Source organism: Nocardiopsis coralliicola (genome assembly GCF_054779695.1).
On record NZ_BAAGXT010000005.1, the window covers coordinates 26997 to 47296 of the forward strand.

Annotated in this window: 19 protein-coding genes and 1 pseudogene; 9 read left to right on the forward strand and 11 right to left on the reverse strand. The window is 73.1% G+C overall.

What is annotated here, in order from left to right:
• Nucleotides 1-109: 109 nt before the first annotated feature.
• From ACYVGT_RS05740 to ACYVGT_RS05780, 9 genes are all read right to left on the reverse strand, one after another.
• Nucleotides 110-832 (reverse strand): GntR family transcriptional regulator, encoded by a 723-nt coding sequence (locus tag ACYVGT_RS05740; RefSeq protein WP_460855356.1) that lies wholly within the window; start codon nt 830-832, stop codon nt 110-112.
• A gap of 3 nt (nt 833-835) precedes the next feature.
• Nucleotides 836-2662, reverse strand: a complete 1827-nt coding sequence (locus tag ACYVGT_RS05745; RefSeq protein WP_460855357.1) for a S9 family peptidase — start codon at nt 2660-2662, stop codon at nt 836-838.
• Nucleotides 2663-2886: 224 nt separating this feature from the next.
• Entirely contained in the window at nt 2887-3597 is a 711-nt protein-coding gene (locus ACYVGT_RS05750) for an HXXEE domain-containing protein (protein WP_460855358.1), read from the reverse strand.
• A gap of 198 nt (nt 3598-3795) precedes the next feature.
• Entirely contained in the window at nt 3796-4284 is a 489-nt protein-coding gene (locus tag ACYVGT_RS05755) for an NUDIX hydrolase (RefSeq protein ID WP_460855359.1), read from the reverse strand.
• A 216-nt stretch (nt 4285-4500) separates the two neighbouring features.
• Nucleotides 4501-5139 (reverse strand): GNAT family N-acetyltransferase, encoded by a 639-nt coding sequence (locus tag ACYVGT_RS05760; protein WP_460855360.1) that lies wholly within the window; start codon nt 5137-5139, stop codon nt 4501-4503.
• A 304-nt stretch (nt 5140-5443) separates the two neighbouring features.
• Nucleotides 5444-6736 (reverse strand): dihydrolipoamide acetyltransferase family protein, encoded by a 1293-nt coding sequence (locus ACYVGT_RS05765; RefSeq protein WP_460855361.1) that lies wholly within the window; start codon nt 6734-6736, stop codon nt 5444-5446.
• Nucleotides 6737-6745: 9 nt separating this feature from the next.
• Nucleotides 6746-7744 (reverse strand): alpha-ketoacid dehydrogenase subunit beta, encoded by a 999-nt coding sequence (locus ACYVGT_RS05770; protein WP_460855362.1) that lies wholly within the window; start codon nt 7742-7744, stop codon nt 6746-6748.
• A 12-nt stretch (nt 7745-7756) separates the two neighbouring features.
• Nucleotides 7757-8869, reverse strand: a complete 1113-nt coding sequence (pdhA, locus tag ACYVGT_RS05775) for a pyruvate dehydrogenase (acetyl-transferring) E1 component subunit alpha (RefSeq protein ID WP_460855363.1) — start codon at nt 8867-8869, stop codon at nt 7757-7759.
• Between the two features lie 450 nt (nt 8870-9319).
• Nucleotides 9320-9997 (reverse strand): GntR family transcriptional regulator, encoded by a 678-nt coding sequence (locus ACYVGT_RS05780; RefSeq protein ID WP_460855364.1) that lies wholly within the window; start codon nt 9995-9997, stop codon nt 9320-9322.
• A 768-nt stretch (nt 9998-10765) separates the two neighbouring features.
• Here ACYVGT_RS05780 and ACYVGT_RS05785 point away from each other — a divergent pair.
• Nucleotides 10766-11434: pseudogene (locus tag ACYVGT_RS05785) on the forward strand (phosphatase PAP2 family protein); the annotation flags it as partial.
• 368 nt (nt 11435-11802) lie between these two features.
• Nucleotides 11803-12711, forward strand: a complete 909-nt coding sequence (locus ACYVGT_RS05790; RefSeq protein WP_460855365.1) for an NAD(P)-dependent oxidoreductase — start codon at nt 11803-11805, stop codon at nt 12709-12711.
• 31 nt (nt 12712-12742) lie between these two features.
• On the opposite strand, the gene ACYVGT_RS05795 is transcribed toward ACYVGT_RS05790, so the two are convergent.
• Nucleotides 12743-13819, reverse strand: coding sequence for a DUF418 domain-containing protein (locus ACYVGT_RS05795; RefSeq protein WP_460855366.1), 1077 nt, complete (start codon nt 13817-13819; stop codon nt 12743-12745).
• Between the two features lie 384 nt (nt 13820-14203).
• Here ACYVGT_RS05795 and ACYVGT_RS05800 point away from each other — a divergent pair, with 384 nt between their 5' ends.
• From ACYVGT_RS05800 to ACYVGT_RS05815, 4 genes are all read left to right on the forward strand, one after another.
• A complete protein-coding gene (locus ACYVGT_RS05800; RefSeq protein WP_460855367.1) occupies nt 14204-15586 on the forward strand; it encodes a flavin monoamine oxidase family protein in 1383 nt (460 codons plus the stop codon).
• A gap of 225 nt (nt 15587-15811) precedes the next feature.
• Nucleotides 15812-15934 carry a hypothetical protein gene (locus tag ACYVGT_RS05805; RefSeq protein ID WP_460855368.1) on the forward strand — a complete coding sequence of 41 codons (123 nt, stop codon included), beginning with the start codon at nt 15812-15814 and terminating at the stop codon, nt 15932-15934.
• A 102-nt stretch (nt 15935-16036) separates the two neighbouring features.
• The gene (locus ACYVGT_RS05810; RefSeq protein WP_460855369.1) at nt 16037-16288 is read left to right on the forward strand and encodes a type II toxin-antitoxin system Phd/YefM family antitoxin; all 252 of its coding nucleotides are present in this window, start codon (nt 16037-16039) and stop codon (nt 16286-16288) included.
• Nucleotides 16285-16545, forward strand: coding sequence for a Txe/YoeB family addiction module toxin (locus ACYVGT_RS05815; protein ID WP_460855370.1), 261 nt, complete (start codon nt 16285-16287; stop codon nt 16543-16545). Before ACYVGT_RS05810 ends, ACYVGT_RS05815 begins: the two co-directional genes overlap by 4 nt.
• A gap of 96 nt (nt 16546-16641) precedes the next feature.
• Here the strand turns inward: ACYVGT_RS05815 and ACYVGT_RS05820 are convergent, their stop codons facing one another.
• A complete protein-coding gene (locus ACYVGT_RS05820; protein ID WP_460855371.1) occupies nt 16642-17061 on the reverse strand; it encodes an SRPBCC family protein in 420 nt (139 codons plus the stop codon).
• A gap of 146 nt (nt 17062-17207) precedes the next feature.
• On the opposite strand from ACYVGT_RS05820, the gene ACYVGT_RS05825 reads away from it, so the two are divergent.
• The 3 genes from ACYVGT_RS05825 (at nt 17208) to ACYVGT_RS05835 (ending at nt 19866) form a co-directional block, all read left to right on the forward strand.
• Nucleotides 17208-18203 carry a GlxA family transcriptional regulator gene (locus tag ACYVGT_RS05825; RefSeq protein ID WP_460855372.1) on the forward strand — a complete coding sequence of 332 codons (996 nt, stop codon included), beginning with the start codon at nt 17208-17210 and terminating at the stop codon, nt 18201-18203.
• A 62-nt stretch (nt 18204-18265) separates the two neighbouring features.
• Nucleotides 18266-18892, forward strand: a complete 627-nt coding sequence (locus tag ACYVGT_RS05830) for a DJ-1/PfpI family protein (protein WP_460855373.1) — start codon at nt 18266-18268, stop codon at nt 18890-18892.
• Nucleotides 18893-19026: 134 nt separating this feature from the next.
• Complete coding sequence (locus ACYVGT_RS05835) at nt 19027-19866, forward strand: alpha/beta fold hydrolase (protein WP_460855374.1); 840 nt, start codon at nt 19027-19029, stop codon at nt 19864-19866.
• Nucleotides 19867-20300: the final 434 nt, after the last annotated feature.

A 20300-nucleotide genomic window follows, 5' to 3' on the forward strand; every position in this document is an offset into this window, starting at 1 on the left:
GCGCCGGACAGCGGGCCCGCCCGCTGTGCGGAAGCACCGAGCGGATGCCCCGCACGCCCCCGGGTGTGCGGGGCATCCGCCGTTCCGGGGAACGCTGCCGGGGCGGTGCTCAGCGGAAGCGCGGCTGGGCGAGGCTGAGCCGGTAGACGAGCCGGCAGTGGTCGACCGCGGAGACGAGGTCGGAGGTCTGCACCGGGCGCCCCGAACTGAGGTGGGTCCGCTCCACCACCAGGGCGGGCAGCCCGGGTGCGGTCTGCAGGTAGGCGGCCTCGGGCTCCTGCAGCGGCCGGACGGCGACCTCTTCGACCACGCGGTCGATGAGGGTGCCGGCCGCGTGCAGCCGTTCGAGCAGGCCGAGCCGCGGATCGGAGTCGCAGGGCGAGCGCAGGGTGCCGTTGGTGAGGGAGGTGGGCTCCCACGCGGTGTGCAGCGCCACCGGCTGCCCCTCGCTGCTGCCGATGCAGCGGCTGCGGTAGACCGGGTCGCCGTCGCGCAGTCTCAGCCGGCGGGCGACGGCTTCGCCGGCAGGCTCCTCGGTCACGTCGGTGCTGCCCTGGCGCAGTGGTGCCAGTCCGCCGGAGGATCGGTCGGTGCGCACGAAGCGGTGCGCCTGCGGGGCCTCCCGTACGAAGTACCCGGCGCCGGGCCGGGCCTCGACCAGCCCTTCGCTGACGAGGAGCCGCAGTGCGTGCCGCGACACCTGCTCGCTGACCCCGTGCCGGAGCGCGAGGCGGGACCGCGAGGGCAGGCGCATCCCCGGAGGGAACTCGCCGGTGAGGATCGGCCGCCGGAGCTGTTCCGCCACCCACTGGTAGCGCGGCTGCTCCTCCATCGGCTAGGCCGGCTCTGCGGGAAGCGCCTCCTCCCGGGCCATGCCGAGGTTTCTCAGGGCGAAGTCGAGTTCGGTGCCCACCTGGCGGATGCCCTCCTCCACCACGAACGATCCGTGGCCGGCATCGAAGCGGTACACCTCGTGGGGCGTGCCGAGTTCGGTGAGCCGGTCGAGATAGCGGTCGATCTGGCGGATCGGGCAGCGCGGATCGTTCTCGCCGGCCAGCACCAGGACGGGCACCGCGACCCGGTCGGCGTAGCTGATCGGCGACGAGCGCTCGTACCTCTCCGGTACTTCGTCGGGCGAGCCGCCGAACATGGAGCGGTCGAAGGCGCGCAGCGCCTCCATCTCGTCGGCGTAGGCGGTGGCGTAGTCGGCGATGGGCACTGCGGCGATGCCGAGCGTCCAGTCCGCGGGCCGGGTGCCCAGTGCGAGCAGCGTCAGGTAGCCGCCCCACGAGGCGCCTTCGATGACGAGCCGCTCGGGGTCGGCGATGCCGTCGGCGACCGCCCAGTCGCGGACGGCGCTGACATCCTCCAACTCGGTGAGGCCGACCCGGCGCTCCAGGGCGTCCCGCCAGGCACTGCCGTATCCGGTGGACCCGCGGTAGTTGACCCGGACGACGGCGAACCCGTGGTCGACCCAGGCGGCGACGTCCGGCGCGAACGCGTCCAGGTCCTGCGCCTGCGGGCCGCCGTGCACCAGGAAGACGGTGGGGTAGGGCGCGGTGCCGGATTCGGGCAGTGACAGCAGCGCGTGGATGGGACCGCCCGGGCCGTCCACGTCCACGTCGCGCGCAGTGACCGAGGCGGGCGCGGGCGCACCGGGCGGGGCCAGCACGATGGAGCCGCCGGAGCTGCGCACGACCGGCGGCTGCGCGGAATTCGACCACGAGTACTCGATGGAGCCGTCGGGCCGCGTCGCCGCCGCGGAGACCGTGCCCGGCGGCGTGGCGATCCGCTCGGTGGTTCCGGCGGCCAGGTGGTGCAGGTACAGCTCGGTGCGGGCGCGGTGGTCGCGGGAGATGAGCAGCGCGGTGCCGTCGGCCGTCCAGCCGGCCGACAGCTCGCCGTCGAGGCCGAGGGCGACCTCCTGCTCGGTGCCTGCCTCCGGGTCCCACAGGAGCGGCTCGGTGCGGCCGCGCCGCTCGTGCAGCACGAGCAGCCGGTGCCCGCCCGGCTCGAACGCGATGGGGAACAGGCCCTTGCCGTCGCCGTCCCACAGGTCGGCGACGGGCTCGGCGGTGAGCGCGCCGGAGGCGACCGGAGCGCCGGGGGCGTCACTCGCGCGCAGCCGGTAGACCCGGACGGCCATGTGCCGGGAGTCGCCGTGTTCGCTGTGCGCCAGCGCGAAGAGCTCCTCGTCGTCGGAGAGGTCGGTGAGGAAGCCTTCCTGGCGGTGCTGGTAGAGGGTGGTCGGCTCGCGGCCCGGCCGGCTCAGGTGGACGCTGAAACCGTCGTCGGTCGAGCGCCCCACTAGTGCCCGGGTGCCGCCGAGTGCCACGCCTGCCATGTAGGACGGGGCGAGGCCGGGAGCGGCGGTCTCTTCGGGCCCGCCGGTGAAGGGCTGCCGGCGCCACGCGCCGAACTCGTCGCCGTCGGTGTCGTCGAACCACCAGATCCACGCGCCCGCGGGGTCGAGGACGCCGGCCTCGGTGCCGTTGGGGCGCTTGGTGGCCTGCCGCTGCTCGCCGGTCGCGCGGTTCCAGGCGTAGAGCTCCCAGGTGCCGCTGGAGTTGCTGCGGAAGAGGGAGTGGTCGGGGGCCTCTCGGGCCCAGCTAGGGAGACTGATCCTGCCCGCACGGAAGCGGTCCTGCCAACGCTCGCCCATGCCTCCAGTAAAGCAGCGCGCCGCGCACCCCGGAGGCGAATGCGCGAGTCGGCTTGACCACTCCCGGTCGAATCGGAATCGCGCGCGGTGTGTCCCGTGGCATACGTGTGGCGGTTGTGCCCGCCGGGAATCGCATCGGCAACCGCCGCTCCGGCGCGCAGGGGGCGGCCCGCCCCGCCCCGGCATCCGGAGCATACGGAACAGCGCGGTCGGCTACGGAGTGCTCAGGACGGATACACGCGGTGCCGCGACCGGATTGGTACGTCCCCTTCGGTTTGGCCGGATGGGGCACGCAGCATTGACTCTGCCCTGTTCGCTGGTAGCCCGTCAGGCCCGGCGGCCCGCTTTCCCCGAGCCCGGTGCAGGGACACCACGCCGGCGGCCCCGGCGTGGACACCGGCCAGAACCACGGGAAAGAGCGCGAAGGCGGCTGCGGAGATGCGCGGTCCCGCGGCAGGCACGCCCGCCCGGCGCAGGTGGCGCAGCGCGAGAACGGTGAAGGGCGCGGCGACGAGCGGCGCGGTCACGACGCCCGGCGTGTACCCGCGCAATACGGCGGCGGATGCCAGGTGGGTGGCGGTGTGCAGGCCGAAGCCGGTGAGGGCGGCCTGGTAGAAGGCGCTGCGTCCGCCGGTCCGCGCGCCGTCGGCCGAGGCGGCGAGCATGACGGCCCCCGTGAGCCCGATCGCCGCCGCCGCGTGCGCCCGGTCCGTGTCAAGGCGGTCCCATACCGCGCCGGGCAGCCACGGGACAGCCCGCTCCAGCCGCGGGCGCGCCCGCCGCGCCCAGCCGGGCATCGTGGCCAGCTCCTCCAGATCGTGTACCGCCCAGGCGGCGACCAGGCCCCAGGTCGCGAAGGACGATACGGGGTGGGCAGGCCCCGCCTCGGAGGGCGCGGCCGTGGGTGCGGGCACGGCGGCGGTCCGGTCGGTCATGGCGGCCCCTCGGTAGTCCGTCGGCCGGCGGAGCGCGGCGCTGCGGAGGCGCGGCTGGCCGGTGCCCAGGAGCTCCGGGCCCCATGGCGTTGGCAGCCTAACCGTGCAGCGCCCCGCTGCCATCGGCCACAAGGATGACGGCGGTGGCGGCCGAGGGCCCGCCGGAAGGAGCGGAGCGGAGAAGGCCTCCGCCAGCGCCTAGTCGCCGTCCACCCGGCGGATGAGCACGCCGTCGGCGGAGAGCAGCCGGCGGATGAGGACCGGGTCGTAGTCGGCGAGTTCGGCGTCGCAGAGGATCCGCATGTCCGTCGGGTGCGGAAGCAGGTCGCGCGGGTGGACCTGCTCGACTTCGGCGCCTTCGGCGTGCGCGTCCGGGTCCATCGGGCACGGGTGCAGGGACCGGTAGACGTGCAGCCATTCGTGGTAGTCGGAGCCGCCGTCGCTCCCGCGCACCTCATAGATCGCGATCGGGGCGAGCGCACCGACGTGCAGGCCTGCCTCGTCAGCGCCGCGCCGGGCCGCCTGCTCCGGCGGCTCGCCCTCCGCGGCCTGTGCTCCGGGGAGGAGCCAGTGCCCAGCGCGCGGCCCGTCAGCCCGTTGGACGAAGGTCAGTGACCAGTCCGGGCCGGGGACGACGGCCACACCGGTGGCCGGAACGGCAGCGGGCGAGGGGGCGGGGGCACTCACGGGCGCATCCTTCGCGTCGAGGGGCATCGGGCTGCCCCGCTCTCCGGAGGAGAGGGGGCGTCACGTGGCGCGCGGGCGGCGGAGCAGCAGGGGAGCGGCCCGCGGCGGATCACCACCATCGCGCATCCGCCCCGTACCCGCCACCGGCTCCGAGAATCCGCCGTGTTGTTTCACGTGGAACGGCGCCCGCTCCGGCGTGCGGCTCCGCGGCGGCGGTCAGGTGGCGGGCGAGCGCTCCATGCACCAGGTCCGCGGAGCCCCGCCCGGGAGCTCGACCTCGGCGGTCACCCGGAAACCGAGGCGCTGGTAGAGGGCGACGTTGTCCAGCGAGGCCGTCTCCAGGAACGCCGGGACCCCTGCTGCCTGAGCGCCCTGGATCCCCGGTGCCAGCACGGCGCGGCCGAGCCCCCGCCCCTGCTCTTCCGGCCGCACCCCGACGGTGGCCAGGAACCAGCACGGGTACTGCGGACGGTACCGGTCGAGCACTGCTTCGGCCTCGGCGACCGCGGAACCGCGGTCGCCGTAGAGCGCAGTGATCTCGTCCGCGGTGAAGACGTCCGGCGGCGGCGTGCGGTCCGGGGTGCTCCACACCGCAACGGCGGCCCCGGAGTCCGCCGTCCAGACCTTCCCGTACGGCAGCCCGACCTCAGCGGCGAAGTACCGCTGCACGGCCCGCAGCCGTTCGGCGTAGCCCTCATCCGGGAGCGACCAGCGGCACCAGGCGTAGTCGGTGAAGGCCGCGCCGAGCGTGTCGGCGATGGCGGGGAGGTCGGCGGCGGTGGCCGGCCGCACGGTGTCGGGTGCGGAAGCCGGGTTCGGTGCGGACGATGCTGCGGATTCGGGTAGTGAGGGCATGCTCGGACAACGAAAGCGGCGCCCGACCTCGTTCCAGGACGGGCGCCGCAAAAGGCCGTTCGGGAGCGCGGCCCTGCAGGGTGGTTCGCGTCGGCCCTGTTTGTGGTGGTGCTGTCCAACACCTCCGCCAGGTCCTTCGGGAGCGCCTTCCTGCAGGGTGGTTCGCGTCGGCCCTGTCTGTGGCGGTGCTGCCCAACACCTCCGCCAGGTCCTTCGGGAACGCCTTCCTGCAGGGTGGTTCGCGTCGGCCCTGTTTGTGGTGGTGCTGTCCAACACCTCCGCCAGGTCCTTCGGGAACGCCTCCCTACAGGATGATCTGCATCGGGTTCTCCAACACCTCCGCCAGATCCTTCAGGAACGCGGCACCCACGGCGCCGTCCACCGCGCGGTGGTCGACGGACAGCTCCAGGGCGATGGTGTTCCGGGCGACGACCTCGCCGTCGCGCACCACCGGGGTCGGCTTCATCGCCCCGACCGCCAGGATCGCCGGCTCGGGGGTGTTGATCACCGCGGAGAAGCTGTCGATGCCGAACATGCCCAGGTTGCTGACACTGAACGTGCCGCCGGCCATGTCCTGCGGCTTCAGCTTGCCGTCCCGGGCCTTGCCCGCGAGCTCGCGGGTGTCGGCCGAGATGTCGGTGAGCGTGGCCTTGTCGGTGTCGTGCAGGACGGGAACCACAAGGCCCTCGTCGATGGCGACGGCGACGCCGACGTTGATCCGGTGGTGCTGGAGCAGCTTCCCGTCGATCCAGGAGCGGTTGACCTCGGGGTGCGCCTTGAGCGTGGTCGCGGCGGCCTTGACGATGAGGTCGTTGAAGCTGATCTTGGATCCGGTGTCGGCGAGCTGCGCGTTGATCTGCGCGCGGAACGCCCTGAGCTCTTCGGCGTCGATCGTGCGGCGCAGGTAGAAGTGCGGAGCCTCCTGCTTCGACTCCACCATGCGGCGCGCGATGGTCTTCCGCATCTGGCTGACCTTGAGCTCCTCCGACGCGCGCAGGTCGTCGGAGGCGGCCGGTGCTGCCGCCGGAGCGGACGGTGCCGCTGCTGCCGGGGCTGCGGCCGGAGCGGCCTGGGCGGTGCCCTGGCTGCGGGCGGCCTCGATGTCGGCCCGGACGATGCGGCCCTTGGGTCCGCTGCCCTGGATCTGCTCGATGTCGAGGCCGTACTCCTTGGCGAGCCGGCGGGCCAGCGGCGAGGTGCGCGGGCGCGCCGCGCCCTCCTCGCCGGATGGTGCCGGACCCTGCGGAGCGGCGGCCGGGGCCGGAGCCGGCTCTTCAGCCGGAGCGGCCGTTTCGGCCGGCGCCGCCTCGGCGGGCGCCGACGGCGCGCCACCGCTCGCGGGCGCCTCGGGAACGGCGTCGGGCGTCTCGCCGATCACGCCGATGACCTGGCCGATCGGTACGGTGTCGCCCTCGGCGGCGTCCTGGCGGACCAGGTAGCCGTCCTCGTAGGCCTCGTACTCCATGACGGCCTTATCGGTCTCGATTTCGACCAGCACGTCACCGGAGGAGACCTTGTCGCCGACCTTCTTGGTCCACGAGCTGATGACGCCTTCCTCCATGGTGTCGGAGAGGCGCGGCATGTAGATCTCAGACATCAGTCTCCCCTAACCCACGCGCCGGCCGACGGCGTCCAGGGTCTCCTTGACGGCGGCGGTGATCGAGTCGATCGACGGAAGCGCCGCGGTCTCCAGCGGTTTGGCGTAGGGCATCGGAACCTCGGCCATGGCGACGCGCCGGACCGGGGCGTCGAGGTAGTCGAAGGCGCCCTCCTGGATGGAGGCGGCGATCTCGGCGCCGATGCCGTAGGTCAGCCAGTCGTCTTCGCAGATGACCGCGCAATTGGTCTTGCGCACGGACTCTACGACGGTCTCCCGGTCTAGCGGGCGGAGACTGCGCAGGTCGACGACCTCGACGCTGATGCCCTCTTCGGCGAGCCGCTCGGCGACCTGGGTGGCGGCGACCGCCATCCGGGAGTAGCCGATGAGGGTGATGTCGGTGCCCTCGCGGGTCACCGCGGCGCGGCCGATCTCGGCGACGCTCTCGTCGCCGTCCGGCACCTCGCCCTTGGAGTTGTAGAGGCCGAGGTTCTCCAGGAAGAGCACCGGGTCGTTGTCGCGGACCGCGGCGCGCAGCATGGAGGCGGCGTCGGCCGGCGTGCTGGGCGCGAGGACCTTGAGGCCCGGCACGAACGAGTAGTACAGCTCGATGTTCTGCGAGTGCGTGGCGCCGAGCTGCTGGCCGCCGCCCCCGGGGGTGCGGATGACCATGGGCACGCTGGTCTGGCCGCCGAACATGCCGTAGATCTTCGCGGCGTGGTTGACGATCTGGTCGATCGCGATGAGCGAGAAGTTGATCGTCATCAGCTCGACGACCGGGCGCAGGCCGAGCATCGCGGCGCCGATGGCGGCGCCGACGAAGCCTTCCTCGGCGATCGGGGTATCCCGGACGCGCTTCTCGCCGAACTCCTTGAGCAGGCCCTCGGTGATCTTGTACGAGCCCTCGAAGACGCCGATCTCTTCGCCCATGACGAAGACGTTGTCGTCGCGCAGCATCTCGGCGCGGAGGGTGTCCCGCAGGGACTGGCGGTAGGTAATGGTGGACATGAACCCGCTCCTTTACTGCTCGGCGAACACCGGGTCGGCGGGCATGCGGCGCGACTCGTTCGCCACCGGGGTGGCGTAGGTGTAGTCGAACAGTGTCGACACCTCGGGGTTCGGGCTGTTCTCGGCGAAGTCGGCGGCGTCGGCCACTTCGGCCTTGACGGACTCGGCGATCTCGGCCTCGGCCTCGTCGGTGAGCACACCGGACTCGGTCAGGGCCGCGCGGAAGAGCGCGATCGGGTCGTTCTCCTGGGCGCGCGCCTCGGTCGTCTGCTCCTCGGTCCGGTACTTGGCCGGGTCGACGACGGAGTGGCCCTTCATCCGGTAGCTGGTGGCTTCCAGGATGAACGGGCGCTGCTCGGTGCGGGCGCGCTCGACGAGGTCGGCAGCGGCGTCGCGGACGGCGAGGACGTCGCGCCCGTCGACGCGCACGCCTTCGATGCGGTAGGCCGAGCCGCGCTTGTACAGCTCGGGCTCTGCGGAGGACCGCTCGACGGTGGTGCCCATGCCGGTGAAGTTGTTGATCACCACGAACACGATGGGCAGGTCCCACAGTGCCGCGATGTTCAGCGACTCGTGCCAGGCGCCGATGTTGGTGGTGCCGTCGCCCATCTGGCACATGACGACTTCGCTGCCGCCGCGGTAGTTGACGGCGAGGGCCGCGCCGGTGGCGAGCGGAACCTGGCCGCCGACGATGCCGTAGCCGCCGAGCATGCGGGTCTCGGTGTCGAACATGTGCATGGACCCGCCCCAGCCCTTGGAGACGCCGGTGGTGCGTCCGTAGAGCTCGGCCATGACGCTGCGCGGGCTCATGCCCTTGGCGATTGCGTAGCCGTGGTCGCGGTAGTTGGTGAAGAGGTAGTCGTCGCTCTTCAGCGCCGTCATGAGGCCGACGACGGTCGCCTCTTCGCCGAGGTTCAGGTGGCAGTAGCCGCCGATCCGCGCCTGGGTGTAGGCCTGCGCGGTCCGCTCCTCGAAGCGGCGGATGAGCAGCATCTGCCGGTAGTAGTCGAGGAGCACCTTGGGCTGCTCTGCGGAGACGTCGGGGGTGTCGTCCTTGCGGTTGCGCCGGCGCCGGGAGGCGCTCCCGGCGGAACCGCCGCCCTTCGGCTTGGCCGTGTCAGCCATGCTGGTGCCTTTCTACGTGCATCGAGCGGTTCCGCAGCGGCGGTGGCCGCTGCGGAGCCGGCACCCCGGGCGCCCGCGCGCGGGTGCCCGGGAGCGGAGCGCGGGCCCGGGCTCGTCGGGCGCGCTCGCGGCTGCTCGCTGGTGGCTTGTGTGCGAATGGCGCGGCCTCGGTGGCTGGTCGAGGGTCCGCTCCCTGTGTTCCTCGATTCCCCGCGGGGGCCCGACCATTCGCGGCCTGCGGAGTGCCACGGTCCGCAGGGCGGGGTGGCGAGGGGCTGCACGTTCTGTTGTGATGTGTGTCGCCCACACTCTACGGATTGATCGATGATCGATCAATCCGACTCCTACTCAGGATACGGGGCGAACGGGACATCGCATCCGGCTGCCGTGCCGGGTTGCGGCGGGCCGAATCCCGCTGCGACGTCGGCGGCGTGCTGCGGCGGCTGCCGCTCAGCCGTTCGCGGCGCGGGTCCGCATCGCCGCGTCGACATAGTTGTGCACGTGGTCACTGAGCATCCGCCCCACGCCCGGATCGCGGCGGACGAACGCCTCGGTGATCTCGGCGTGGTCGGCGGCCTTGGCGTGCAGCTCCATGTTGAGCCAGCGCACCGAGAGGCGGGTCCACACCTCGACGCCGAGGGACTCCCAGGTGTGCAGCAGCACGCCGTTGCGCGCGGCGGCCACGATCTCGCGGTGGAAGCCGACGCTGTGCCGGATCTGCTCCTCGACGTCGCCCTGGGCGGTTGCGCGGCGCAGCGCCTCCACCGATCCGGACAGCCGGGAAGGGTCTTCGGCGAGCCGGTCTGCGGCGAGTTCGGCCGCGACGCGTTCGAGCCCGGCCCGGACGGGATAGATCTCCGCCATGTCGGCGACACCGAACTCCCGGACCCGGGCGCCCTTGTTCGGGACGGACTCGATGAGGCGGAGCGTCTCCAGTTCGCGGAGCGCCTCGCGGACGGGGGCCTGGCTCACGGCGAGCTCGGCGGCGATGCGGCGCTCGACGATCCGCTCGCCCGGCTTCCAGCGGCCGGACAGCAGACCGTCCACGAGGACCCGGCGGATCTGCTCCCGGAGGGGGTTGCGCGCAAGCGAACCCTCATCGCCAGGAGTGTCGGATCGGTCGACCATCGGCGGCCTTTCTGCTGTTCGTCTGCTTTACTCTGCCGGCCTGCTCCACGGTGCCCGCTGCGGCTCCGCGTGCCGCCGGGGCGCAGCGGCGGGCGCCCCCGCGATAGTGCCAAGCGGGCGCGCCGTCCGGTCGGGCGGCCGGGCGGACCGCCGGGTGGAACGGGATGAACATCACCCCCGTGTCCCCTGACCGGACGGCAAAGCGCGAGGTGGGACGATCGTAATCAACGGGCCGTCGCGGTGCGCTGCGGCGCAGGGCGCTATGCTCTCCTGTCGGAAATGTTCGTTCAGAGCCGGGTAACGTGGACACGGTGTCCCCCGCCCGGCGACCGATAGGCCCGCCGCGACGGCGGAGCCGCGGGGCCCCGGCCCGCGCGCCTGGCATGAGGCGGCGGCCGCGGAACGTCCCGGAAGGCCACGGCGCTCTGCCCTCGCGCCGGCCCGCGCCGTCCCCCGATGCCCCCTGCAACCGGCCCACCCTCCGCACAGCGCAGGTCGGAGAAGCTACAGGAACCACCCATCCGAGAGCGGCGAGCCCGTCCCCCCGAAAGCACAGCAGTGCCGCAGGCCAGCCCACGAAAAGTGAGACAGCACTGAGCACCCATGATGCACCTATCGCGGACCCGGTCGAAGCCGACGCCGACAGCGGATCCCTCCTCGCACCGGCACCCTAGACACAGCAGGGCCGTCGCTGCCCTGACCGGCGCATCCGTGCGCAGGCCGGAGCGCAGCCCCCAGGGCGACAAGGGCCCCGTGCGGTGGCCGAGTGTGAGCGAGATCGCGTGGGGAATCGCGTCCGACAAGACCGCGATCGCGATGGCCGTGCTGCTCATCACCATGACCATGCTCTCAGCCGGCCCGCTGCACCCGATCGACCGGTTCGTGAACGAGGCGCCGCGCCCCTACTGGGACGAGGTCCGCGTGTTCCTCATCCTGTGGCCGGACAACGTCGCCTCGCGATTCGTGGCGATCCCGGTGCTGGCAGTGGCATCGCTGCAGCTCGCGTACTGGTTCCGCTCGTGGCGCCCGATCATCCTGTCCGGTGTGGGCGTGGTGGGCATGATGAGCCTCGTCGCATCGATGAAGCTGCTGCTGGGCCGGAACCATCCGCGCGCCGGAGACCCCGCATTCTTCAACGACGCCGGCGGGGTCTCCTTCCCCTCCGGCCACGGGGCCAACGCCGTGCTCATCTACGGGCTCGTGCTCTTCCTCATCATCCGGTACGGCGTCGCACGGCCGCACATCGTGCGCCGGCTGTTCGCCACCATCGTCGTCATCGCGGCGCTCCAGTTCGCCGTCTCGGCGTTCCTGCACTTCCACTGGTTCACCGACCTCGTGACCGGGATGATCGCCGGCGGCCTGTCGCTGCGGATCGTGATGCGGCTCGATGCGCTGATCCCCGCCGGCCGCACCACGCTGTGGTGGCCCTGGTACGGCGGCAGCTTCTGGTCGGCGGTCGACGGCGGCCGCACTGCCGATGCCGCCGAGGACAGCGGCGACGACGAGTCCGGCACCGCCCAGCGCAGCGGTTCGGCGCCGGCCGGCCCCGGCCGCTCTGACCGGAGCCGGACACCGGGCGGCTCCCGCCCCGGCGACGGCGAAGACGGCTCCGCCCGCACCCGCGAAGCCGCCTGACGCCCCGGAGGCCCTGCTTCCCCCGCCGGGAGCCACTCGGGCCGCTCCGTGCCCCGGTGCCGCGGCGCGCCGTTCTGGAAGGCGTGTTTGCGCTGGTTAGGGTCGTGGCGTCAGCCGTCGACCGAGGGGGCAGCGTGTCGGAGCAGTCGGCCCACCACACCCATCAGCCCGTGCATCCCCTGCATCAACCGGGCGAGCCGCGGGCCGACGTCCGGGTCGCGCTGCTCGGCACCGGGCACCTCGGTACGGCCATCGCCGACCGGCTGCTGCGCGAGCGGGTGCCGGTGGCCGTGTGGAACCGCACCCGGGCCAAGGCCGAGGCGCTGGCAGAGCGCGGCGCCACCGTCGCGGACTCGCCGGCCGGGGCCGCGGCCGGAGCCACCCACCTGATCACCGTCGTCACCGACGCGGCAGCGGCCGAAGAGGTCGTCTCCGGCCTGGGCCCGTTCCCCGCTGGCAGCGCCCCGATGTGGCTGCAGATGGGCACGGTCGGCGCGGAAGGGGCGGACCGGCTCGCGGTGGTCGCCGAACGCGCCGGGCTGGACTTCGTCGACGCGCCGGTGTCCGGCAGCACCGGGCCGGCCGAGGAGGGGCGGCTGCTGGTCCTCGGCTCGGGTGACCTCGCGCTGCAGCCGCGCGCCGGCGAAGTGCTGTTCTTCCTGGGCACCCTGCTCTGGGTGGGGCCGGCGGGCGCGGGCAACCGGCTCAAGCTGGTCGTCAACGACTGGATGGCGACGGCCACGGTGATGGCCGCCGAGTGCCTGGAGCTCGCCGACCGACTGGGGCTGTCCGGCGAAGAGCTGCTCAGCGTGCTGGAGAAGGGCCCGCTCGGCATGCCCTACGCGATCGAGAAGGCGCGCGCCATGCTCGGCGGCGACGACGGCGCGCGCTTTCCGCTTCGGCACGCCCTCAAAGACCTGCGCCTGGCCCACCAGGACAGCGGGACGCCCCCGGGAGAGCTGCCGGTGAGCGAGGCGGCCCGCCGTGCGTTCCGCACGGCCGAGGCCCGGGGCCTGGACGGCCGGGACGTCTCCGCCGTCCGCCGCGTCTACGGCGTCGGACCGGGCGGCCCCCTGTAGCGGCCGCGCGGAGCTGCGCGAGCGGCTCCGGTCAGCTGCGGCGCAGGGGCAGGCGCTGCCAGTAGGTGAGGCAGCGCCAGGCCCATTCGAGGGGTCCGAACGCGTAGCGCCGGAGCCACAGTGCGCTTGCCGCAGCCTGTACGAGCAGGATGGCGGTGCCGAGGAGCGCCGCAGCGCCCCACGCGTCCGATCCGGCGAGCCCGAGCAGGCGGCCCGCCGGCACGAAGAGGAGAGCGGCGGTGACGTAGTTGGTCAGCGCGAGCCGCCCCATCGGGGAGAGCGCTGCGCTGACGGCGGGTCCGGCGGGGGTGCGCAGGAGCAGCAGGAACGCGCACGCGTAGACGGCCGCTATGGCCAGTGCGAGCAGTGCGCCGATCCGGGGCTGGACGAGCGCGGGCAGGTCGGCGCCGACCAGCGCGAACCCGACCCCGGTCGCGATGGCCGCCGATGCCAGGGCGGCGGCGACCCGGCCCGGACGGTGCTCCACCGCGTCGGCCGCGCCGGCCCGTGCCAGTGCGTAGCCGGCGGCGAGCAGCCCCGGCATCAGGCCGAACCCGCCGACCCCGGCGGCAACACCTGCCGCGGTGAGCAGAACCGCGGCCCGCACCGCCCAGCGGGCCGGAGCGAAGCTCAGCGGGAGCAGGACGGCGGTGCCGGCGACCGCGAACGGCAGCAGCACCTCGCCCGGCTGGATGAGGTGGAGGAGGGCGCCGGCAGCGGCGAGTGCGGCGAACCGGCGGAGGAGGAGCACGCGGGGCCGGTCCGAGCGGCGCTCGGCCGAACGCAGCAACAGTCCGAAGCCGACGCCGAACAGCAGGAAGAAGATCGGGTAGAAGCGGCCGAAGACGAGGACCCGGAGCGCATCGGGCATCTCGCTGGGGAACGCGAACATGTCCAGCGTCTGCGGGATGTTGATGAAGATGATGCCGCAGAGGGCGAACCCGCGCAGGGCGTCCAGGGCGCCGATCCGGCGCCGCGCGGCCGCCGGCATCGGCTCTCCGGTCCCCGGAGCTCCGGAGGGTGCGGCGCCCGCGGCAGTGGCGACGGGCTCCGTGCCGCCGGCCGCCCGCCCGGCGAGCGGGCCGCGGCCGTCCTGGTCTGTGCTCACGCCGTCGATTCTCCCTACGCAGCGCACACCCCGCATCACTCTTCGGGCTGAAGGCGTTCCTCCGCCCTGAGAGGGACGCGCGCACCGCGGCGGCCGCCGGGCCCTGCGGCGCAGGCCGCTGTGGCGGGCGGTGCTCCCGGGGGCGGAGCGAGGCGGGGGAGCGGGTTCCCGGTGCGGGCGTCCGGTTCAGGTCGCCGAGGAGGGCGGAGCGGGGGATTAGCCGCGGTCACGGGCGGTATGACGAGAGACGGCGCTCGGATTCGGGCGCCGGAGGCGCTCCGCGCGGGGCGGTGCGTGCCGGGCCGCTGCAGGGGCTACGATCGGCGGTCCGGGGTCCGGCCGGAGCCCGGATCCGAGGTCCGCTCGGCAAGAGGTGAGAGGGCAATGGAGCAGGTCGAGGTCGCGGTAGTCGGTGGTGGGTTGTCCGGGCTCGTCGCCGCTCGGCGGCTGAGCGCTGCGGGCGTCGGTCCCGTGGCGGTCCTGGAGGGCGCGGAGCGCACCGGTGGCCGGGCCACCGTGATGGCCGACGCCGATCTGGGCGGCTACCCGCCCGGCAGCATGTGGCTGCGCAAGGCCGACCGGCGGCTGCGCGCGCTGGCCGAGGAGCTCGGTGTCACCGTGGAGGACACCACTCCGCTGGCGTCCTTCGACGACCTCGTGCTGGACACCGACGGTGACACCCACGTCAGCGAGGACAACATCCCGCTCGACGTGACGTGGTGGACGCGGCTCCGCACCGATTTGCTGATGAGCCGGGTCGCGCGGATGGCCGGCAAGATGGACTTCGCCTGCCCGTGGCGGCACCCCAAGGCCGTCGAGCTGGACGAGCAGACGGTCCACGCGTGGCTGCGCGACCACTCCGCCGACCCCGAGCTGCTCACCCTGCTGGAGGAGCACCTCACCATCGAGGCGGGCGTGCCGGCCGAGCGCATCAGCATGCTGTGGATGCTCGCGCACATCGGCCCCACCCGGGTGGAGGACGCCCACCCGCTCCGGCTCGACCCGCTGCTGCTCGCCGAGCGGGCAGCTGAGGCGGCGGAGTCCGACGACGGCGTTGACGTCCGCACCGGCTGCCACGTGCGGACCATCGACGCGTCCGGGCAGCGCATCGTGCTCTCCGGCGACTGGGGCGACCTGGCGGCCGACCGCATCATCATGGCGCTGTCGCCGGCCGACGCCTACCAGATCGCGTTCCGCCCCGAGGCGGCGCCGAGCCGCCGACGCTTCCAGCGGGAGTGGCCGCAGGGCGAGATCCTGCGTACCGAAGTGATCTACGAGCGCCCGTTCTGGCTGGACGCGGGCCTCTCCGGCGACGTGCACGTGGACGAGGGGATCCCCGCGCACACCTGGGACGACAGTCCGTCTGACGGCGCGTTCGGCCGGCTGATCGCGCACACCTACTCCTTCGGCGCGGCGAGCCCGCTCGGCGCGGACCAGGAGATCGTGGAGAACCCGCAGCGGCACCGGGCGGTCCTGCTGGAGAACCTGGAGGCCGCCCTGGGCCACGAGGCGGCGTCGCCGCTGGCCATCGCCGAATCCGAGGCCGGGCCCGGACTGTACTCGCGGGCCTACCAGTCGCCGGCGCCGCCGGGGTTCCTCACCGAGTACGGGCCGCTGATGCGGGAGGCGAGCGGCCCGGTGCACTGGGCCGCGGCCGAGACCGCCGGCTTCCCGGAGAACAGCACGCTGGAAGGCGCGCTGAGCAGCGGATGGCGTGCGGCCGACGAGGTCCTGGCCGAGCGCGCGCAGGGCGCCGGGGTCGGCTGAGGCCGCCGGCGGTTCCCGAGGGCTGCACCGCGGAAGCGGTGCAGCGGGAGCGCCGCTCTCCGCGCACCGCGGCGGAGGCCGGAGCGATCACGCCCCGGCCCTCCTGCTGCGCGCTCGGGCGGAGCGGCCCAACGGCGTGCTCAGCGGCGCGGGAGCAGCAGGCTGAGCAGTGCGCCCGCGCCCACCACTGCGGCACCGGTCTATGCCGCCGCCTGCAGGCCGTCCGTGCTCCCAACAGTCGGCGAGCTCTACACCCACTTGGCGGGCATGACCCGATGGGCCGAGGAACACCGCGGAGCGGTGTCCGCGGCGCGGATGCGCTATGACGCGGCGCAGGCCGCGGAGTAACCGGATCCTCGCGTCGGCGGTGATTCTGGACGCGGAGGGTGGGAAGAACGTACAATTTCTTGTACAATGAGCGTGCGTTTCGGTCTCGAGAGGGAGCCCACCATGAAGACCATCACCTATTCCGAGTCCCGCGCGAACTACGCCGCCACGCTCGACTCGGTGACCGACGATCGCGAAGAGGTCGTCATCACGAGAGCCGGAAGAGAACCCGTAGTCATGGTGGCGCTGTCTGAATACGAGACTCTGCGGGAGACTGCCTACCTCCTTCGCAGCCCCGAGAACGCCCGTCGCCTGGTGACCGCGATCGAAGAGCTGGAGTCCGGCCGCGGCATCGATCGGGAGCTGAACGGGTGAAGCTCGTATGGGCGGAAAGCGCTTGGGAAGACTACGTCTGGTGGCAGGGGCAGGATCGCAAGATCCTCAAACGCATCAACGCCCTTATCGAGGACATCGCCCGCAATGGCAACGAGGGCATGGGAAAGCCGGAACCGCTGCGGCACGGCTTCCAGGGCTACTGGTCCCGGCGCATCACCGATGAGCACCGGCTCGTGTACAAGCTGAACGAGGACGAGATAAGAATCGCCGCCTGCAGGTACCACTACGGCAAGTGACGTCATTGCTCATGGCCCAGCTCGGGCCGCCGCGCAGAGGTCCGCTGTTCGGCGGCATCGGCATGCCACTCGGACGAGCCGGGACGGCACAGGCCCCTATCGGCCTTCCGCTGCTGTGCGGAGGCCCTCCGCCTCCTGGTCGACCATGCGGCGGATGGTCGTTGCGGCGGCGAGTCCGGCGACGCGGCCGAGCGGGCCGGAGACGCGGAAGGTGAGCGTGGCGGCGGTGCCCGCGCCGTCCGGCTCGACTGCGTGGACGGCCTCCTCGACCGTGCCCGGGGCCGTCCGGCGCCAGGCGAACGACTTCCCCTCCGCCACCTCGGTCACCAGGTAGCGCACGACACCGCGCCCCGGCTGGCTGAGCTCGACCGCCAGGCCGGGCCGCAGCCCCTCGCCGTCCGGCAGCAGCACTGAATCCACCGTCGGCGTCCAGGCGGCCCAGCCACCCACGTCCGCCAGCACCGCCCAGACCACTTCCGGCGCTGCGTCGATCCAGACACTCTTCCGATAGAGCATGCGGCTCCCTGCCGTCGGCTGCTCCGAGTCTCCGTCGCCGCCGCCCGCACGACAAGGCCGCAGCCCGTGTCCGCCGGCCCTTCCTGGCCGAAAGCGAGGGGTGCACGTCATTGCCGCCGCGGCCGCAGCCTCCGGATACTTGCCGCATGGAGACGCAGAGCAGCGGTGCCGTGCGCGACGTCCTCGTCGTCCTCTTCGACCGCTTCCAACTCCTCGACATGGCCGGCCCCGTCGACGTCCTCACCGGCGCCTCCTACGCCGCTCAGGACGGCGGCTACCGCGTGCGCACCGCCGTCCTCGGCGGCGGCTCCGCGACCGCCGCCTCCGGTACCCGCATCGCCGCCGATACCGACCTCGCCGCCGCCGACCCCCCGCACACTCTGCTCGTCGTCGGCGGCTGGGGGACCTGGACCGCGGCGGATGAGCCGCGGTTCCTGGCCGAGATCCGCCGCCTTGCCGCCGGCGCGCAGCGCACCGCCGCCGTCTGCACCGGAACCCTGATCCTCGCCGCCGCCGGCCTGGCCGACGGCCACCGCGCCACCACCCACTGGGCGTTCTGCGACCAGCTCGCCGAAGCCCACCCGGAGGTCCGCGTCGAACCCGACGCGATCTTCGTGCGGGACGGCACGCTCGCCACCTCGGCCGGCGTCACCGCGGGCATCGACCTCGCGCTCGCCCTCGTCGAAGAGGACCTCGGAGTCGAGGCTGCGCGTACCGTGGGCCGCCACCTCGTCGTCTTCCTCCGCCGCCCGGGCGGCCAGTCCCAATTCAGTGCATGGACCCGCACCCGGCGCATCGGCCCGCCCGCGCTGCGCGCCGTCCTGGAGCTCATCGATGCCGATCCCGCCGCGGACCTGTCCGTTCCCGCCCTGGCCCGGCGGGCCGCGATGAGCGAACGGCACTTCGCCCGCCGCTTCACTGCGGAAACCGGCCTGCCCCCGGGCCGCTACGTCGAGCAGGCACGCGTCGGCGCAGCCCGCGCCCTCCTGGAGTCCGGTGCCGCCGGCATCGACGCGGTCGCGCGCAACTGCGGCTTCGGGACCGCGGAGACGATGCGCCGGGCGTTCCTCCGCGTCCTCGGCGTCGCGCCCGCCGACTACCGCAGCCGCTTCGCCGCCACGAGCGCCCCGATCGGCCCCTGACCCGGCCTTCTCCGCCCACCACCCCGGCTGCGCGGGCAGCCGCCGACACCGGAAGGCCCACCATGGACATCGCGTTCGCGCTCTACCCCGGAATGACCGCCCTCGACTTCGCCGGACCGCACGAGGTCCTCACCCACCTCCCCTCCGTCACCAGCCATTACGTGGCCGCCAGCGCCGGCGAGGTGGAGTGCGACTCCGGCCTGAAGGTCCGCGCCGAGGAGGACTTCGCCGCCGTTCCGCGCCCCGACGTGGTCGTCGTTCCCGGCTCGGGGCAGTTCGAGGCCGTACTGGAGCGCGAAGCCGCGCTCATCGAATGGCTTGCCGCCGTGCACCCGGCGGCCACGTGGACGACGTCGGTCTGCACCGGATCGACGCTTCTCGCCGCCGCCGGAATCCTCCGCGACCGGCCCGCCACCACCCACTGGGGCGCCCGTCAGCTCCTCGCTGGACAGGGGGTGCGCGTCGTCACGGACCGCGTCGTCGTGGTCGGCGACGTCATCACCGCCGCCGGTGTCTCGGCCGGCCTCGACATGGCGCTCACCCTCGCCGACCGCCTCTGGGGCGAGCAGACCGCCCGCGCTCTCCAGCTCTTCCTGGAGTACGCGCCCGAACCACCCTTCGACTCCGGCTCCCTGGAGACGGCTGACCCCGCTGTCGTCGACCATCTCCTTGGCGCCCTCTCCGACTGACCGAAGGCCGCCGCGCCGGGTGCTTCGGAGCGCGGGGCCGGAGCAGCCCCCTCGGCTGCTCCGGCCCCGCGCCGACCGATGAGTCCGCGCGGGCTCCGCAGTCTTCCCAGTACCGGACCGACCGAGGAGGCACCATGACCGAGCTCGCACTGCACGAGGGAGTCCTCACGCGTGCCGGAGTCCGCATCCGCTACGCGGTCGGCGGCGACGGGCCGCCCCTGCTCCTGATGGGTGCACCCATGGACGCCGACGCGTTCGTTCCCCTTGCCGCGGAGATGAAGGGCTACCGGATCGTGCTGCACGATCCGCGCGGCATCTCCGGCAGCACCCTCGACGACCCTGATACGCCGTCGACCCCGGAGCTGCGGGCCGGCGACGTCGCGGCGCTCATGGACGAACTGGGCATCGAGTCCGCCGACGTCTTCGGCAGCAGCGGAGGAGCGGTCACCGCGCTCGCGCTCGCCGAGCACCACCCCGAGCGGGTGCGCACCGCCGTCGTCCACGAGCCGCCGCTGCTCAGCCTCCTACCCGACGCCGCCGAGCGCGAGAAGCTCACCGATACCACCGTCGCCGCCTTCCACTCCGGCGGACTCGGCGCGGCGTGGGCGCACTTCTTCTACTCGTCCGGCATGGCGCCGGAAGAACCCGCGCCCGGTGAGGCGCCGCCCGGCTTCACCGAACCCTCCGCGCAGGACCGGGAGAACGGCCGCCGCTTCTTCGTCCACGAGCTGCGCGCCACGACCCGCTACGTGCCCGACGCGGCGGCACTCGCCGCGGCGCCGCACCGCATCGCCGTCGGCATCGGCGCCGACTCCGGCGGCCTCGACACCATGGAGACCTCGAAGGCCCTGGCCCGCCTGCTCGGCACCGCCCCGGTGGTCTTCCCCGGCGGCCATACGGGCTTCGCGGAGTCCCCCGCCGACTTCGCCGCCCTTCTCGCGGGCGTCATGGAGGACTCCGCCCAGGGCGGGTAGCGGAGGAGACGGCTGAGGCCCTGGTTCCAGCGGCTCCCGGAGCCGAAGACGGCCGCGAACCGGTGGCACGTCGAAGAACTGCGGGTCGGCAGGGGCCGCGAGGTGCCGGTCGACGTTCGCGTGCAGCGGGTGACGGCGACGGTGGAACGGTTGGTCGCAGTGGGCGCCACTGGCACGCAGATCAAGGACGATCCCGGCATCGGCCATGCAGGACCCCGAGGGCAACGAGTTCGACGTCGTCTGAGGCCGTGCGGCTGCTCTGGCCGCGGTCGCTCATCCGCCGCCGCGGCCGCGCACGGACACGCCGGGCCTGTCCGGCGAGCGCCCGGTACCCGCCGGGGCGGGCCCGCCTGTGCGCGGCACCGCCCCGGGCGCATTTCGGTGCAGGTGCGCGGCCCGCGATCGCCAGGGCAGTGTCCGCTGCCCGATCGGCG